Annotated in this window: 14 protein-coding genes and 1 pseudogene; 8 read left to right on the top strand and 7 right to left on the bottom strand. The window is 74.3% G+C overall.

Annotation, left to right across the window (positions count from 1 at the left end; genetic code table 11):
* Positions 1 to 104: 104 nt before the first annotated feature.
* Positions 105 to 294 (bottom strand): annotated as a pseudogene (locus tag ACFV2S_RS02800) (histidine kinase); the annotation flags it as partial.
* Between the two features lie 38 nt (positions 295 to 332).
* Positions 333 to 1,400, bottom strand: coding sequence for a rod shape-determining protein (locus ACFV2S_RS02795; protein WP_385553643.1), 1,068 nt, complete (start codon positions 1,398 to 1,400; stop codon positions 333 to 335).
* Positions 1,401 to 1,690: 290 nt separating this feature from the next.
* Between ACFV2S_RS02795 and ACFV2S_RS02790 the strand changes: the two genes are divergently transcribed.
* Positions 1,691 to 2,656 (top strand): hypothetical protein, encoded by a 966-nt coding sequence (locus ACFV2S_RS02790; protein WP_385553641.1) that lies wholly within the window; start codon positions 1,691 to 1,693, stop codon positions 2,654 to 2,656.
* Positions 2,657 to 2,659: 3 nt separating this feature from the next.
* On the opposite strand, the gene ACFV2S_RS02785 is transcribed toward ACFV2S_RS02790, so the two are convergent.
* A complete protein-coding gene (locus tag ACFV2S_RS02785) occupies positions 2,660 to 3,094 on the bottom strand; it encodes a MarR family winged helix-turn-helix transcriptional regulator (protein WP_385553640.1) in 435 nt (144 codons plus the stop codon).
* Positions 3,095 to 3,200: 106 nt separating this feature from the next.
* Between ACFV2S_RS02785 and ACFV2S_RS02780 the strand changes: the two genes are divergently transcribed.
* The 4 genes from ACFV2S_RS02780 (at position 3,201) to ACFV2S_RS02765 (ending at position 7,245) form a co-directional block, all read left to right on the top strand.
* Positions 3,201 to 4,220, top strand: a complete 1,020-nt coding sequence (locus ACFV2S_RS02780; RefSeq protein WP_385553639.1) for an NADP-dependent oxidoreductase — start codon at positions 3,201 to 3,203, stop codon at positions 4,218 to 4,220.
* Positions 4,221 to 4,284: 64 nt separating this feature from the next.
* Positions 4,285 to 4,707 (top strand): organic hydroperoxide resistance protein, encoded by a 423-nt coding sequence (locus ACFV2S_RS02775; RefSeq protein ID WP_329855312.1) that lies wholly within the window; start codon positions 4,285 to 4,287, stop codon positions 4,705 to 4,707.
* Between the two features lie 116 nt (positions 4,708 to 4,823).
* On the top strand, positions 4,824 to 6,398 hold the full coding sequence (locus tag ACFV2S_RS02770; protein ID WP_385553636.1) for a serine/threonine-protein kinase: 1,575 nt from the start codon (positions 4,824 to 4,826) through the stop codon (positions 6,396 to 6,398).
* A 10-nt stretch (positions 6,399 to 6,408) separates the two neighbouring features.
* Positions 6,409 to 7,245, top strand: coding sequence for an EI24 domain-containing protein (locus ACFV2S_RS02765; protein ID WP_383797607.1), 837 nt, complete (start codon positions 6,409 to 6,411; stop codon positions 7,243 to 7,245).
* 105 nt (positions 7,246 to 7,350) lie between these two features.
* Here the strand turns inward: ACFV2S_RS02765 and ACFV2S_RS02760 are convergent, their stop codons facing one another.
* Positions 7,351 to 8,313 carry a LysR family transcriptional regulator gene (locus ACFV2S_RS02760; protein ID WP_385553633.1) on the bottom strand — a complete coding sequence of 321 codons (963 nt, stop codon included), beginning with the start codon at positions 8,311 to 8,313 and terminating at the stop codon, positions 7,351 to 7,353.
* Positions 8,314 to 8,460: 147 nt separating this feature from the next.
* On the opposite strand from ACFV2S_RS02760, the gene ACFV2S_RS02755 reads away from it, so the two are divergent.
* Positions 8,461 to 10,647, top strand: a complete 2,187-nt coding sequence (locus ACFV2S_RS02755; protein WP_385553631.1) for a M4 family metallopeptidase — start codon at positions 8,461 to 8,463, stop codon at positions 10,645 to 10,647.
* Positions 10,648 to 10,905: 258 nt separating this feature from the next.
* On the opposite strand, the gene ACFV2S_RS02750 is transcribed toward ACFV2S_RS02755, so the two are convergent.
* Together ACFV2S_RS02750 and ACFV2S_RS02745 are read right to left on the bottom strand one after the other, a co-directional pair.
* Positions 10,906 to 11,619 carry a carbon-nitrogen hydrolase family protein gene (locus ACFV2S_RS02750; protein ID WP_385553629.1) on the bottom strand — a complete coding sequence of 238 codons (714 nt, stop codon included), beginning with the start codon at positions 11,617 to 11,619 and terminating at the stop codon, positions 10,906 to 10,908.
* Between the two features lie 32 nt (positions 11,620 to 11,651).
* A complete protein-coding gene (locus ACFV2S_RS02745) occupies positions 11,652 to 12,560 on the bottom strand; it encodes a LysR family transcriptional regulator (protein ID WP_385553627.1) in 909 nt (302 codons plus the stop codon).
* Between the two features lie 58 nt (positions 12,561 to 12,618).
* Here ACFV2S_RS02745 and ACFV2S_RS02740 point away from each other — a divergent pair, with 58 nt between their 5' ends.
* A complete protein-coding gene (locus tag ACFV2S_RS02740) occupies positions 12,619 to 13,464 on the top strand; it encodes an NAD(P)-dependent oxidoreductase (protein ID WP_385553625.1) in 846 nt (281 codons plus the stop codon).
* Here ACFV2S_RS02740 and ACFV2S_RS02735 read toward each other — a convergent pair.
* Positions 13,461 to 14,045 carry a TetR/AcrR family transcriptional regulator gene (locus ACFV2S_RS02735; protein ID WP_383801043.1) on the bottom strand — a complete coding sequence of 195 codons (585 nt, stop codon included), beginning with the start codon at positions 14,043 to 14,045 and terminating at the stop codon, positions 13,461 to 13,463. The two genes, ACFV2S_RS02740 and ACFV2S_RS02735, sit on opposite strands and share 4 nt — an antisense overlap.
* Before the next feature lie 156 nt (positions 14,046 to 14,201).
* On the opposite strand from ACFV2S_RS02735, the gene ACFV2S_RS02730 reads away from it, so the two are divergent.
* Positions 14,202 to 16,640: a glycoside hydrolase family 3 protein gene (locus ACFV2S_RS02730; RefSeq protein ID WP_385553623.1), complete on the top strand. Its 2,439-nt coding sequence runs from the start codon at positions 14,202 to 14,204 to the stop codon at positions 16,638 to 16,640.
* The last annotated feature ends 25 nt before the right edge of the window (positions 16,641 to 16,665 follow it).

Below are 16,665 nucleotides of genomic sequence, written 5' to 3'. Positions count from 1 at the left end.
GGCGGGCGCGGCCCCCCCCCCCCCCCGCCGCCCTCATGTTTGTCTTTTGCGGTCTGTTTACGGGCGGGGGTGGGGGGGGGGCCGCGGGCGCCCCCCCCCCCCCCCCGCCCCGTACCGGGCTCCGGTCAGCTCGGTGGCGGACTCCACGATGTGCTGGAGGGTGGTGCGGAGTTCGAGGTCCGAGCCGACGCCGAGGACCGCTTCGAGCAGCATGGGCAGGCGGGGGGTTCCCGGGCCGTCGTGGCCGCCGTCGTCGGTGCCGGCGGCCCCGGCGTCCTCGTCCATGATCGTCATGGTCTCATTGTCGTACGAATCATCCGGTTTCGGCGGGTTCAGTCCTCGTCGTCGTCGGCGAACGGGTCCCGCTCCGCCAGCGGGTCGAGCACCATCGGCTGGACCTTGCCCTCCAGCATCGCGCCGAGACCCATGACCGCGCACACGTCCGGCCGTTCGGCGATGTGCACCGGCATCCCGGTCGCCTCGCGCAGCATCTGGTCGAGGCCGGGCAGCAGGGCGCTGCCGCCCACCATCATGATCCCGCGGTCCGCGAGGTCGGCCACGAGGTCCGGCGGGCACTCCCGCAGCACCTTCCCGATGCCGTCGAGGACCGCCGTCAGCGGGGTGTGGATCGCCTCCCGCACGGCGGCGGTGTCGACGGTCACCGACCGGGCCAGGCCCGTGGCGACGTCCCGCCCGTGGATCTCCGTCCAGGCGGGCCCGTGCGTCGTCAGGCCGTTCCCGCTGAGGGCCAGTTGCAGCGGACGCACCGACTGGCTCGGCAGCATCAGCTCGTGGTGGTGGCGCAGGTGCTGGATGACGGCGTGGTCGATGGCGTCGCCGCCGACGGGCATCCGCTCCGCCGTGACGATCGCGCCGAGCGACAGCACCGCGACCTGCGTGGTCGCCGCCCCGCACACCAGGATCATGGTCGCGGTCGGCTGCTCGACGGGAAGTCCGCAGCCCACGGCCGCCGCGATCAGGGTGTCGACGAGCTCGACCCGGCGCGCCCCGAGACCGACGAGGGTCTCCACGGCGGCGCGCTGCGCCAGCGGATCGCTGTCGTGCGGGGTGCAGGCGGCCGCGCGCAGCCGGGGCTTGCGGCGCAGCTGACGGCGCAGCTTCTCGCCGAGGAGGTGACGGAGCATCCGCTGCGCCATCTCGATGTCGACGACCGTGCCGCCCGAGACCGGGCGGACGACCCGGATGTAGTCGGGGGTGCGGCCGGTCATCTTCTCGGCGAGGGCGCCGACGGCGATCAGCGCCCCGGTGCGGGTGTTGACGGCGGCGACGCTCGGCTCGTCGACGACGAGTCCGGCGCCCTTGACGAAGACCCGGGTGCGGGCGGCACCCAGGTCGACGGCGACATGGCAACGACGCAGCTGCTCAAGGCTGACGGTCACGGCGGATCCTCCGGAGTGCGGTGCTGGCACGGGCGAGGCGGGTCGCGGCGATGCGCGGTCCTGTTCGCATCGTCCGGCCGTCCGGGGCTCGGCGCGCGCTGGGCTGCGCCGCCCGGGGCGCCGGTGCGGGCGGTGCCGGAGGCCGCACTCCGGGTGAGGGAGCGTGCGGAGGCGATCCTTCCCGAAGCGGGAGAATCACGACGCACCGCCGACGACCTGCGGTTTCCACACAGGATCCTCACTTCTGTGCCTACCTGACGCCGCACCGGGCCGCATAGCCTGCGGGCCCCATGGACTACTGCCACGCGTGCCGGCGGCATCTCAACGGGGCCCTCGCCTGTGCCGGGTGCGGGACTCCCGTCGAGGAACTGCGGTACGAGACCCCCCACATACCGGTCCCCACCCCGGACCGCGGCTACGGCGAACCGGCCGGGCCCATGTACGGCGAGCCCGACCGGCCCGCGGCGTACGGCGAGCCCGACCGGCCCGTGTTCCACGAGGACCGGCCCGAGGCCCAGGACGGGCCGGGCCGGCCCGCGCCCGAGCACGTCTACGAGCTGGACGTGCTCGAACCGCCGCGCCCCGCTCCCGGCGGCCGGCGCGCCGCCCGGGGCCGGTCCGCTCCGCGGCGGGGCAGGAGGGCGCGCTCGCGCGGGGGCCGCACGGTCCTGGTGGGGACGGTCGGCCTGGTCCTCGCGGCCGGGACGCTGTCCCTGGCGCGGCTCGCCCTGGAGGATCCGCCGCAGAACGGCGCCGCCATCGCCGTGGAGGAGCTGGAGGCCACCGAGACCCCGCTCTCGCCCGCGCCCGTGGAGACCTCCGAGGCGCCGGAGGGTTCGAGCCCGTCCCCGGTGACGGGCGCGCCGAGCGCCGTCCCCACGCGCCCCCGTCAGGTGAGCACGGGCTCCGGCCAGGGCCGGGTCCCGGGATCCGGCGCGGCGGGCGGCTCGGGCTCCGGCCAGGGACCGGGCACGGGCTCCGGCTCCGGTGCGCGTCCCGGCGCGGGCACGGGCTCCGGTACGGGTGACGGCACCGGTCAGGGGGGTGACGGCGGGCCGACCGCCGCGCCGACGACCACCGGCCCGGCCGCCCCGTCCGCCCCGCCCTCCGGGACGGCGACGCCGAGCGGCCCGACGCCGACCGGCTCGACGGCCCCGGGCGGCCCCGTGCCGTCGACGACCGGCCCGACACCGAGCCGGACCCCGGCACCCGACCCCACGCCGACGTGCACCCGTTTCCTCTGGTGGTGCGTGTAGGCGTTACGCCACGTCCGCGCCCAGCATCCGCTTCAGCAGGTCCCGCAGCAGGGTCCGCTCGGCCTCGCTGAGCTCGCCCAGCGGCTCGCGCGCGAAGTCCAGGGACTCGCGCAGCCGGCGGGCGGTGTCCCGGCCCTCGTCCGTGGGGACGGCCAGCTTGACCCGCCGGTCGTCCGGGTCGGGCCGCCGCTCGACCAGGCCGCGGGCCTCCAGGCGGTCGACGATCCCGGTGATGTTGGACGGCTCGCACTTGAGCTTCTGGGCGATGCGGCGCATCGGCAGCGGATCGAGCGAGAGCAGGCCGAGGACGCGGGCCTGGGCGCCGGTCAGCGCGTGCTGCGCGGCCGCCTGCTCGTACTCCTCGTAGTAGCGCGCCACGACCGTGCCGATCAGCTCGACGACTTCGAGGGTCAGGGGGTCCGTGCGTGAGGTGGCCATGGGCACCATCCTACCCAGATACTTGACAACATGAAATATCCAGGCGCATGGTTGTTTCAGTCAGTGAATCTTTTTCGATGTCAAGCTTTCCCCGGAGGTCCTGCTCATGTCCGTCCTTCCCGCGTCCAGCCGTGAGTGGCACCTCGTCTCCCGTCCGCACGGCTGGCCCGTCCCGGCCGACTTCGCCCTGCGCGAGACCCCGGTCGCCGAGCCCGCCGAGGGCCGCATCCTCGTGCGCAACCTGCACTTCTCCGTCGACCCGTACATGCGCGGCCGGATGAACGACGTGAAGTCGTACATCCCGCCGTTCCAGCTGGACCAGCCGATGGACGGCGGCGCGGTCGGCGAGGTCGTCGCCTCGAACGCCGAGGGCTTCGCCGTGGGCGACCACGTCCTGCACGGCCTCGGCTGGCGTGAGTACGCCGACGTCCCGGCCCGGCACGCCACCAAGGTCGACCCCGCGCTCGCGCCCCTCTCCGCGTACCTCGGCGTGCTCGGCATGACCGGCCTCACCGCCTACGCCGGCCTCTTCGAGGTCGCCTCCTTCAAGGAGGGCGACGCCGTCTTCGTCTCCGGCGCGGCCGGCGCCGTCGGCAGCCAGGTCGGCCAGATGGCCCGCCTCAAGGGCGCCTCCCGGGTCATCGGCTCCGCCGGCTCCGACGAGAAGGTGAAGTTCCTCGTCGAGGAGCTCGGCTTCGACGCCGCCTTCAACTACAAGAACGGCCCGGTCCGCGACCAGCTCCGCGAGGCCGCCCCGGACGGCATCGACGTCTACTTCGACAACGTCGGCGGGGACCACCTCGAAGCCGCGATCTCCTCGCTCAACGTGCACGGCCGCGCCACCATCTGCGGCATGATCGCCCAGTACAACGACACCGAGCCGGTCCCCGGCCCGCGCAACATGGCCATGATCATCGGCAAGCGGCTGCGGCTCCAGGGCGTCCTCGTCGGCGACCACTACGGCCTGCAGGAGCAGTTCGTCCGTGAGGTCGGCGGCTGGCTCGCCTCGGGCGAGCTGAAGCACCGCGAGACCTTCGTCGAGGGCATCGAGAACGGCGTCGACGCCTTCCTCGGCCTGCTCCGCGGCGACAACACCGGAAAGATGATCGTCTCGGCGACCCGCTAGTCTTCCCTCAGCCGTCGCGATCGTGGGCGCGAGTCGCGGCGAACCGCAGAAGGAAGTACCCAGCATGTCCATTCAGCAGTCCGACGTTCTCTACACCGCCGTCGCCACCGCCGAGAACGGCCGTGACGGGCGCGTCGCCACCGACGACGGTCAGCTCGACGTCGTCGTGAACCCGCCCAAGGCCATGGGCGGCTCCGGCGCGGGCACCAACCCCGAGCAGCTCTTCGCGGCCGGCTACAGCGCCTGCTTCCAGGGCGCGCTCGGCGTCGTCGCCCGCAACGAGAACGCCGACATCTCGGGCTCGACGGTCACCGCCGAGGTCGGCATCGGCAAGAACGACGACGGCTTCGGCATCATCGTCAAGATCTCGGCGACCATCCCGAACGTGGACGCCGAGACGGCCAAGAGCCTGATCGAGAAGGCCCACCAGGTCTGCCCGTACTCCAAGGCGACCCGCGGCAACATCACGGTCGAGCTCGCCGTCTGATCCCGGACGCGCACCGCACGAGGGCCGCACCCCGACCGACCGGGGTGCGGCCCTCGTCGTGTCCGGACGGGCGTGCGGCATCATGTCCGTGTCGGTGGACGGGGGGGAGCGCGGTCGTGGCGTACGACGGGTCGGAACAGGGCGGTCCCGAGCTGATCGGCGGCCGGTACCGGCTGGGCGAGCGACTCGGCCAGGGCGGCATGGGCGTCGTCCGGCGGGCCACCGACGAGCTGCTCGGACGCCAGGTCGCGGTCAAGACCCTCGCACTCGACTCCGGCGCCGACCCCGCCGACGCGCTGCGGGAGGCCAGGGTCGTCGCCCAGGTCCGCCACCCCCATGTGATCGTCGTCCACGACGTCGTCGAGCACGAGGGGCGCCCCGCCCTGGTCATGGAGCTCGTCGACGGCGGCTCCCTGGCCGACCGGCTCGCCGCCGGACAGGTGTTCTCCCCCCGGGAGACCGCGCGGCTCGGACTCGACCTGCTCGACGCGCTGACCGCCGCCCACGCCCGCGCCGTGCTGCACCGGGACGTGAAACCCGCCAACGTCCTCCTGGAGAAGGACAGCGGCAGGGCGGTCCTGACCGACTTCGGCATCGCCAGCCTCCCCGGCGCCACCACCCTCAGCAGGACCGGCGCCTTCATCGGCACCCCCGAGTACACGGCACCGGAGCGGATGCGGGGCGGCGACGCGGGGCCCGCCTCCGACCTGTGGTCGCTCGGCGCGGTCCTGTGCGCGGCGGCCACGGGCACCTCGCCGTTCCGCCGGGACTCGATCGGCGCGGTCCTGCACGCCATCGTGTACGAGGAGATCCGGCCGTCCGCGGCCATGGGACCGCTCGTACCCGTCGTCCGTGGCCTCCTGGAACGGGACCCCGAGCTGCGCCTCGGGGCCGCCGAGGCGCGCCGGATGCTCGCCGCGTGCGCGGCCGGCGAGGCCCCGACGGCGGTCGCCCCCGTCCCGACCGTGCGCGACGGCGCTCGGCCGGCCGTCCCCGGCGGGACCCTCCCGGACACGGCCGCCGGGAATCCGCGCGGCGGCCGGCGGGGACCGCGCGCCCTGCCGTTCGTGACGGCCGCCGTCGCGGTCTGCGCGGCGGCGGCGACGGTGGCGGTGCTGCTCGCGATGCAGGACGAACCGCCGGCGGGGACGGCGGCCGGAGCGGCCGGCACGACCGGCGCCGGCTCCACGGCGACGTCGGCCCCGCCGAGCACCCCGGCCCCGGGCCGTACCCCGGTCTCCGGGACGGGCGGAGCGTCCCGGGAGGTCACCGACGAGCGCGGCTTCAGCCTGCTCGTCCCCGCCGGGGCGATCCGCACGACCGACGGCGAGCGGGTCATCTACACCTCGCCCGACGGAGCCGTCCGCGTCGGGGTGCGGATCCGGCCGGTCCCGCCCGGCGGGGCGATCGGGGTGATGCGCGCCTCCGACGAGGACGGCCCGAGGAGCAATCCGGGGTACCGCGGGGCCACCGTGGAGGAGACGACGCGCCGGGGGCTGCCCGCCGCCCGCTGGGAGTTCACCTGGGACGGGTTCACCCGCGCCGAGGGGGCCCGGCACACCTTCGACATCGCCTGGGAGGAGGGCGAGACCCTGTACGACGTGTGGGTGTCCGCGCCGGTGGGCCGCCTCGACGAGGCCAGGAGCCGCTTCGGGGCGACCGTGGAGTCCTTCCGCCCGACCGGCGGTTAGGGTGACCTCCATGCGTGATCTCGGGGTGGGTTTCAAGTACCTGTTGCAGGGCCAGAAGTGGGTGGGCCGGCACGGACGGTGGTTCGGCTTCGGGCTGCTGCCCGGACTCGTGACGCTCGTCCTGTACGCGGCGGCGCTCGTCGGCCTCGGCTACGGTGCCGACGACCTGGCCGCGTGGGCGACGCCGTTCGCCGACGACTGGACCTCGCCCTGGCTCGCGCTCTTCCGCGGCACCCTGACGGCCCTCGTCTTCGCCTTCGGGCTCTTCCTCGCGGTCATCACCTTCACCGCCGTCACCCTGCTCGTCGGCCAGCCCTTCTACGAGTCGCTCTCCGAGGAGGTCGACCGCAGCCAGGGCGGCGAGGTGCCCGAGTCGGGCCTGCCGCTCTGGCGCGAACTGTGGATCTCGGCCCGTGACAGCCTGCGGATCCTGCTGCGGGTCGTGCTCTACGGCATCCTGCTCTTCGCCTGCGGGTTCATCCCGGTCGTCGGCCAGACCGTCGTCCCCGCCATCGGCTTCTGCGTCTCCGGCTTCTTCCTCACCGAGGAGCTGACGGCCGTCGCGCTCCAGCGCCGGGGCGTCGAGCTCAAGGAGCGGCTGCGGCTGCTCCGCGGGCGCCGGCTGGCCGTCCTGGGCTTCGGCGTCCCGCTGACGCTCGCCTTCCTGGTCCCCTTCGTCGCCGTCTTCCTCATGCCGGGAGCGGTCGCCGGTGCCACCCTGATGGCCCGCGACCTGCGGGGCGAGGACGGCGGGGACGGCGGGGACGACACGGACGGGGACGACCGGAACGGCGGCGACGTCCCCTCCGCGGGCGACGAGCGGGGATCGCACCACCTCTCCCGCTGAGCCCACCGGGTCCGTTGAGCCGGCCGAGCCCGTTGAGCCCGCCTGGTCCGCTGAGCCCACCGAGCCCGTAGAAGCCACTGAGCCCGTTGAGCCCGCCGGGCCCGCTCAGATCTCCAGGACCGGGTGCAGTTCCGGCCGCGCGTCCCACCAGGCCCGGTGGAAGGCGTTGTTGCCGACGTTCGCCAGATAGGCGCGGGCCGCCGCCCCGTACAGCAGCTCCGCCTGCGGGGCGGGGACCGCCGCCCGGTTCCAGGCCAGCCGGATCCGGCCCGTCACCGGGTCGCCCTCCAGGGGGCGCAGCACCGTGCCCTCCGCCGCCGGGGCCGTCGGCTGGCTCATCGAGATCGCCCGGCCCGCGGCGATCAGGTCGTAGTGCATCTTGCGGTCCGCGACCCGGTGCCGCAGCGAGGGCGTGAACCCGGCCTTCTCGCAGGCCGCGACCAGCGCCTCGGGGCCGCCGTCGTCGTCCTCCACCAGCGTCATCCAGGACTCGTCGGCGAGCTCGGCGAGCGCGATCCGCTCCCGGCCCGCCAGCGGGTGCGCCGCCGAGAGACGCACGCAGAACGGCTCCTTGGGGACGAGGGTGCGCGCCGTCGTCCCCTCCGGCAGCGGCACCTCGTGGTCGTTGACCTCCCCGTACAGCACGGCGTCGTACCGCCCGGCGCCGAGCTGCCGGGTCAGCGTCGTCGCCGAGTGCTCCACGGTGACGGCGATCTCCTGCCCCGCCATGACCCGCTCCAGCTCGCCGAGCAGCCGGTCGACGAGGACGAGCAGGATGCAGCCGAGGCGCAGCGGGGTGTGCGGGGCGACGGCCCGTGCCCCGGCGGCCAGCGCGTCCATCTCGCCGAGCACGAGCCGCGCCTTGGAGAGCACGAACTCACCCAGCGGGGTGGGCTCCACGCCGTGCCGGCCGCGCAGGAAGAGCTCCCCGCCCGCGACCCGCTCGATGCGGCGGAGCTGCGCGGAGAGGGCCGGCTGAGAGACCCCGAGCCGCCCCGCGGCCCGCCCCAGACTGCCCGCCTCCGCTATCCGGCAGACGGCCTCAAGATGCCTCAACTCCAGCTGCATTTCAGCAGCGTACGCAGCGGCGCACGGGCGCACCATAACCCGCGTCTTATGCCGCGTGAGATGTCCCGAACTAGCCATGTCCACGCCCATACTCGGCGCGACGATCCGTCTCCCCCACCACGATCCACACCCTGATCGGAGCAGACGTTGCACCCCACCAGACTCACGGCGACCGTGGCCGCCCTGGCGCTCTCGGCGAGCCTCGCGACCGCCCTCGCCGGCCCCGCCGCCGCGGCACCGCAGGCCCAGCCCGTACCGCCCGGGCACGGCAAGGCCCTCGCGCTCGCCGCCGCGGACAAGGCGGCGGCGAGCGGCCTGGACGAGCTGCGGCACGGCGCCGGCGAGGACCTCGTCCGGACGTCCGTCACCCCCTGGACGAACGGCCTGTACTACGCCTCGTACGAGCGCACCTACCGCGGCCTCCCGGTCGTCGGCGGCGACGCGGTCGTCGTCTCCGACAGCGCCGGCAAGGTCCGCGAGGTCACCGGAGCCACGGCCCCCGCCATCAGGGTCTCCACGAAGGCGACGGTGACGGCCGCCGCGGCCCTCGCCACCGCCCGCAGGCAGCTGGCCTCGGTCGAGAGCGCGAGCGCACCGGAGCTCACCGTGCTCCTCAAGGGCGGCAAGGCCGTCCTGACCTGGCACACCCTGGTCATCGGCCGCACCGCCGAGGACGCCCCCAGCTCGCTCGACACCTTCGTCGACGCGCGCACCGGGTCCGTCACCCGCGCCACCGACAAGATCCTGCACGCCGACGGCCGCGGCTACCACAACGGCAACGTCACCATCGACACCGCCGCGAGCTCGATGACCGACACCAGCCGCGGCTCCTTCAAGTGCGGCGGCCAGAACGGCAGCGCCTACACGGGCTCCTCGCCGTGGGGCAACAACGGCGCCAACGACCTGGTGACGGCCTGCGTCGACATCATGTACGCGGCGCAGAAGGAACACTCCATGCTCAAGGAGTGGTTCGGCTACAACGGCCAGAACGGCCAGGGCGGCATGGTCCCGGCCCGCGCCGGGCTGAGCGAGGTCAACGCGTACTACGACGGTACGAAGACCACGTACGGCCGCAACCAGAACGGCACCATGCAGCTCACCGGCATCGACGTCGTGGCGCACGAGTACGGTCACGAGATCTTCGACCGGACGCCGGGCAGCTCGGGCTCGTCCAACGAGAACGGCGGCATGAACGAGTCGACGGGCGACATCTTCGGCGCGCTCACCGAGCACTACGCCAACAACCCGAACGACACCCCGGACTACACGGTCGGCGAGAAGCTGAACTTCACCGGCAACAACCAGCCGATCCGCAACATGTACAACCCGTCGCTCATCAACAACGACCCCAACTGCTACACCCAGCTGACCTCCGGCACCGAGGTGCACGCGGCGGCCGGTCCGCAGAACCACTGGTTCTACCTGCTCGCCGAGGGCTCCAACCCGGGCGGCGGCAAGCCCAACAGCCCGATATGTTCCGGCGGCCCGTCCTCCGTCACCGGCGTCGGCATCCAGAAGGCCGGCAAGATCTTCATGGGCGCCCTGCTCATGAAGACCTCCTCCTGGAACCACCTCGCCGCCCGCAAGGCGACCCTGACGAGCGCCAAGAACACCTACGGCAGCGCCGAGTGCAACGCCGTGAAGGCGGCCTGGAACGCGATCGGCGTGCCGGCCCAGTCCGGTGAGACCGACTGCGGCGGCACCACCACGCCGGACTTCTCGCTCGCCCTGAACCCGTCCTCGGGCTCGGTGCAGGCCGGCGCCTCCGTGACCTCCACGGTGAACACCTCCACCACCGGCGGCAGCGCGCAGACCGTGCAGCTCTCCGCGAGCGGTGCCCCGAGCGGGGTCACCGTCTCCTTCAGCCCCGCCTCGGTGACCTCCGGCTCCTCGTCCACGATGACCGTCCAGGTCGCCGCGGGCACCGCCAACGGCACGTACCCGATCACCGTCACCGGTACGGGCTCCGCCACGCACACGGTCACCTACCAGCTGTCGGTCGGCACCACGACCCCGCCCACCGGCTGCGACAACACCCAGTACACGTATCAGGGCACCCTGACCTCCGGTCAGGCCGCGGTCCAGCCCAACGGCTCGTACTACTACTCGGCGACCTCCGGCACCCACGTGGGCTGCCTGCGCGGCCCGGCCGGCACCGACTACGACCTGTACCTGCAGAAGTGGAACGGGTCGGCGTGGGCGGACGTGGCCGTCGGCGGCACGGCGACCGCCGACGAGAACACCAGCTACTACGGCACCGCGGGCTACTACCGGTACGTGGTCCACGCGTACAGCGGCTCCGGCGCGTACACGCTGGGCCTGAGCGCCCCGTAACGGGGGCGGGGGGCCGTCGCGGACCGGGGGTTCCGTGACGGCCTTCCCCGGGCCGGGGGGGGGGGGGGGGCCCCGCGCCCCCCCCGCCCCCCCCCCCCCCCCCCCCCCCCGGGCCCCCCCCCCCCCCCCCCCCGGGCCCCGCCACCCCCCCCCCCCCCCCCCCGGGGGGGGGGGCGGGGGCGGCGCCGCGGCTGCCCGCGGCGGGTCTCCCGGGGCCTGGGCCCGCTTTCCCCCCCCGGCCCCCCGGCCTCCGCGCGCTCAGCCCACCTCGGCGAGCACGAACCCGGGGCCCTCGGGGCCCGCGTCCGCGATCCGCCCGCCGTCCGGGCCCCAGGCCCCGGCCCTGCCGGTGCCGACGCCGTCCTCGTTGGCCCCCAGGACGTTGCCGAGGACCACGTACAGACCGAAGTCGCGGGCCCGCACCGGATACACCGTCTCGAAGGAGTCGTTGTCGGCGCCCAGCACGGAACTCGCCAGGTACACCGAGCATCCGTCCGCCGCCGCCCGCGCGGCCAGGTCCGGGAAGCGGTTGTCGTAGCAGGTGGCCAGGGCGAACCGGACCCCGTCGAGCGCGAACCGCCCGTCGGCCGTGCCCGCCGCGAAGACCTCCGCCTCGACCCCGTACAGGTGCCGCTTGTCGTAGCGGGCGAGGAGCGAGCCGTCCGGGCCGATGACGAGCGTGGTGATCCCGCTGCCCGCACCCTCCGTGCGCACCGGCCCGTTGACCACGGCCGCCGCGCCCACGGCCCGGCAGGCCTCCCGCACCGGGTCGAGGCGGGCGTCGTCCTCGGCGAGGACCAGCGCGGGCGTGTCCCGGATCAGGGACGGCTCGTACCCGGTGAGCGACAGCTCGGAGAAGACCACGACCCGGGCCCCCTCCGCCCCGGCCGCCCGGACCAGAGCGGCGATCGTACGGACGTTGGCGTCGATGTCCCCGGCGACCGGGGAGAACTGGGTGGCTGCGACGATCATGGCCGCCATCATCTCGCGGCCGCCTGTAAGGATCAAGTGGCGCTAGAGGGTATTAGTTCCTCCGCCGTGTCGCGGAGCAGGCCGAGGAAGGCGGTCGCCGCGGCCGTCGGGGCCGTGGGAGTGGCCGCGCAGATCCGGCGGTACGGGACGTCGTCCGGGTGGATCGTCACGAGCGCGACGTCCCGGCGCACCGAGGCCGCGGCGAGCGCGGGCACGAGCGTGACGCCGAGCCCCGCCGCGACCGCCCCCAGCTTGGCGATCCAGTCGTGCGCGAGCAGACCCGTGCGCGGCCGGAACCCGGCGGCGACCGCCGGACGGAACAGGGTGTCCTCCAGGCGCTCGTTGCCGACGATCCACTCCTCCCGGGCCAGCTCGGCGAGCCGCACCGCCCGCCGCCGCGCGTACGGGTGTCCCTGCTCCAGGGCCACCAGCATCGGCTCGTCGAGCAGGGGGTGCAGCGTCACGCCGGGCGGCGGGACGGCGGCGGCCGCCGGAGCGACCACCGCGAGGTCCTCCTCCCCGGCCGCGACGAGCCCGAGGTGCTTGGCCGACGGACCCTCCACGCGCGCGACCACGACACCCGGGTGCCGCTCCCGGAAGACGGCCTGCGCGCGCGGTACGAGGGAGGCGGTCGCGCTGGAGAAGGCCCCGAGCCGCAGCAGCCCGCCGTCGAGCGTGCGCAGGGCGGCCAGTTCGGTCCGTGCGGCGGCCAGCCGGTCCCGCACCGCCTCGGCGTGCGGCAGGAGCACCCGGCCAGCCTCGGTCAGCCGCACCCCGCGCGGCAGCCGCTCGAACAGCTCCGCGCCCATCTCCTCCTCCAGGGCCTGGACCTGACGGGACACCGCGGACTGCGTGTATCCGAGGGCGTGGGCGGCGGCCGTGAGGGAGCCGGCGCGGGCGACGGCGAGGAAGGCCTCGTACAGGCCATGCGAGACGGGCATGGCAGCCATGCTAGACATTCGCTTGTCGCATGCGTGGGCCGGATCTAGCGTCGACGCCATGGAGAAGACCCCGCAGAACATCCCGCAGAAGACTCCGCTGAACACCCCGCAGAACACCCCGCAGAGGACCGCCTTCCTCGGCCTCGGATCCATGGGCCTGCCGATGGCCCGCCGCCTCCTCGACGCCGGACACCCGCTCACCGTCTGGAACCGCACCGCCGCGAAGGCCGACACCCTCGTCGCCGACGGGGCCGTCCTCGCCGCGACCCCCGCCGAGGCCGTCCGGGACGCCGACGTCGTGGTCACGATGCTCGCCGACCCGGACGCCGCCCTCGCCGTCGCCGACGCGATGGTCCCCGCGCTGCGCCCCGGCACCCACTGGATCGACACCTCGACGGTCGGCCCGGACACCGTCGCCGCCCTCGCCGCGCGGCTCCCGGCCGGGGTCGCCCTGATCGACGCGCCCGTCATGGGCAGCGTCGACCGGGCCGCCGCCGGCGAGCTGATGATCCTCGCGGGCGGCGACACCGCGCCCGTCGCCGCCGTCCTCGACCGGCTCGGGACCGTCACGCCCTGCGGCGGGCCCGGCACGGGCGCCGCCCTCAAGCTGGTCCTCATCAACGCCGTGATCGGCGGGGTCGCCCTCGTCGCCGAGTCCCTCGCGCTCGCCGGCGCCCTCGGCCTGCCCCGCGAGCTGGCGCTCCGCACGCTGGGCGCCGGCCCGCTCTCCGGCGCCGTGGGCCGGGCCACCGCCACCGGCTCGTACTTCCCGGTCGCCCTCGCCGCCAAGGACGTCGCCCTGGCCACGTCCGCGGCGAAGCTCCCCGTCCTGGAGGCCGTCCACGCCCTCCTGACCGCGGACCCGGCCCTCCTGGCCGAGGACCTGGCGGCGGTCGCCCGCTAGCCGCGCTCCCCGGAACCGTCCCCGCCGTGCAGCAGCCGCAGGAAGTCCCGGAAGGCGCCCGGCATGTCCACCGCCGACGGATCCAGCAGCCACTGGTACTGGAGGCCGTCCATCACGGCCGTGAGCAGCGGCGCCGCCCGCTCCGGGGTGAGGCCGCCCGGCAGCCGCTCGCCGAACTCCAGGCGCAGGACGTCCGCCATGTTGGCCCGCACCTGCGCGTACCGCTCGGTGAAGAACTCCCGCGCCGGATGCCCGTCGGTGACGCTCTCGCCGAGCAGCGCGGAGAAGGTCTGCACGATCCCCGGCCGCATCGCGTTGTACTCGACGAGGGACTCCAGGAGGTCGAGCCGCCAGCCCTCCCGGTCGCGGCCGCCGCTGGTGTCCCAGCGGTCCCGCTCCTCCAGGACCGCGACGAGCAGCGCCTCCTTCGTCGGGAAGTAGTGCAGCAGTCCCTGCTGGGTCAGCCCGACGCGCTCGGCGACGGAGCCCAGGGTGGCGCCCCGGTAGCCGCGCTCGGCGATCACTTCGAGGGCGGCGCGCAGGATGTCCGCGCGTCGCTCCTCGCTCCTGGCCCGCACCATCGCCCGGCCCCTTTCGCAGGTTCGTCCGACAGGACCGTACCTCTTCACCGTGACACGAAAGTAACAGGATGATTACATCACCTACCGATCTACAGGTAGGTGGGTGCACGATGGGCGCATCGGGGTCATTCGGTACGTCAACGAGGAGGTACGGCCATGGCGGAGACCAGCGCGGAGACCGTGAGGGACGCGGTCGTCGAGACGGCGCTCGGCAAGCTCGACCTGGACACCAAGACCAGGCTGCTCGCGGGCCAGGACATGTGGTCCCTGCCCGCCCTGCCGGAGATCGGCCTGCGGTCCCTGGTCATGTCCGACGGGCCCATCGGCGTCCGCGGCGTCCGCTGGACCGCCGACGACCCGTCGGTCGCGCTCCCGTCCCCGACCGCCCTCGCCGCCACCTGGGACCCGGCGCTCGCCCGCCGGGCCGGCCGCCTCCTCGCCCAGGAGGCCCGCCGCAAGGGCGTCCACGTCGTCCTCGCGCCCACGGTCAACCTGCACCGCACCCCGCTCGGCGGCCGCCACTTCGAGGCCTACAGCGAGGACCCGTACCTCACCGGCGCCATCGGCACCGGCTACGTCCAGGGCGTCCAGGACGGCGGCGTCGGCACCACCGTCAAGCACTTCGTCGCCAACGACGCCGAGACCGACCGCTTCACCGTCGACAACCGGATCGCCCCGCGCCCGCTCCGCGAGCTCTACCTCGCCCCCTTCGAGGCCATCGTCAGGAACGCCCGTCCCTGGGGCATCATGACCGCCTACAACCAGGTCAACGGCGTGACGATGACCGAGCACCACGAGCTCGTGAACGAGGTCCTGCGCGGCGAGTGGGGCTTCGACGGCTTCAACGTCTCCGACTGGATGGCCGCCCGCTCGTCCACCGGCGACATCCGCGGCGGCCTCGACGTCGCCATGCCCGGCCCCGGCACCGTCTACGGACCGGCCCTCGCCGCCGCCGTCCGCTCGGGCGAGGTCGAGGAGTCCCTGGTCGACGCCGCCGTCCGCAACGTCCTGCGGCTCGCCGCCCGCGTCGGCGCCCTCGAAGGCGCCCCGCCGGCCGTCGCCGAGCCCCCCGCCGCCCTCGACGGCGACGCCCTCGCCCGCGAGATCGCCCGGCGCGGCTTCGTCCTCGTACGCAACGAGAGCGGCGCCCTGCCGCTCGCCGCGGGCACCACCGTCGCGCTCTCCGGCGCCGCCGCCCGCGACGCCCGGATCCTCGGCGGCGGCTCCGCCCAGGTCTTCCCCGACCACCTCGTCTCCCCGCTCGACGGCCTCACCGCCGCCCTCCCCGACGGCGCGCTGACCTTCACCGTCGGCGCCGACCCCAGCGAGGAACTCACCCCCGCCGATCAGGGCTTCACCCTCCGCGCCCGGTGCCGTGACGCCGAGGGCCGCCTCCTCGGCGAGGGCTCCCTGCCCAACGGCCAGGTCCAGTGGATCGGTGACGACCTCCCCGAGGGCGTCACCCACCAGGCCCTCGCCTCCATCGAGGTCGTCGGCACCTTCACCCCGCGCGAGTCCGGCGAGCACGCCTTCGGCACCCGCGGCCTCGGCGCCTTCACCCTGTCCGTCGGTGGCGCGACCGTCTTCGACGGCGTCCAGGCCATGGGCCCCGAGACCGACCCCTTCGAGGCCTTCTTCGGCTCCCCGGTCGAGCGCGCCAGGGTCGTGCTCACCGCCGGCGAGACCGTCGAGGTCTCCCTGCTCCACACCCTCGACAAGGAGTTCGCGGCCCCGCTCCCGGCCGTCATGTTCTCCTTCGTCCACCTCGGTCCCCGCCGTGACCCCGACGAACTGATCGCCGAGGCCGTCGAGGCCGCCCGCGCGGCGGACACCGCCGTCGTGGTCGTCGCCACCACCGAGCGCGTCGAGTCCGAGGGCTTCGACCGCAAGGACCTCGCCCTCCCCGGCCGCCAGGACGACCTCGTACGGGCCGTGGCCGCCGCCAACCCGAACACGGTCGTCGTCGTTAACGCGGGCTCCCCGGTCGAACTGCCCTGGCGCGAGGACGTGGCCGCGATCCTGCTCAGCTGGTTCCCGGGCCAGGAGGGAGGCGCCGCGCTCGCCGACGTCCTCACCGGAGCCGAGGAGCCCGGCGGCCGCCTCCCCACCACCTGGCCCGCCGCCCTCGCCGACGTCCCCGTCACCGAGGTCACCCCGGTCGACGGACGACTGCACTACACCGAGGGCGTCTTCATCGGCTACCGCGCCTGGGACAAGGCCGGGGTGAACCCCGCGTACCCCTTCGGCCACGGCCTCGGCTACACGACCTGGTCGTACGACTCCCTGGTCGCGGCCCCGGACGCGGCCACCGTCCGGATCACCAACACCGGTGACCGGCCCGGCCGCGAGACCGTCCAGATCTACCTGGCGCCGGTCGACGACACCGTCGAGCGCCCCGCCCGCTGGCTCGCCGCCTTCGCGAACGTCGAGGCGGCGCCCGGCGAGACCGTCGAGACCGTCATCGCGCTGCCCCGCCGCGCCTTCGAGATCTGGGACGACGAGAAGGACGACTGGACCCTCGTCACCGGCGCGTACGAGGTCGTCGGAGCCCGCTCCCTCGCCGACGCGCGGCTGACCGCCACCCTGGAGGTCTGACCTCCCGGGATCCCCGAGAACCGGC

The organism is Streptomyces sp. NPDC059695 (genome assembly GCF_042733785.1).
In the GTDB taxonomy this organism is placed as follows: domain Bacteria; phylum Actinomycetota; class Actinomycetes; order Streptomycetales; family Streptomycetaceae; genus Streptomyces.
The sequence above is the reverse complement of the archived record's forward strand: the minus strand, read 5'-3'. Positions and strand labels throughout refer to the sequence as shown.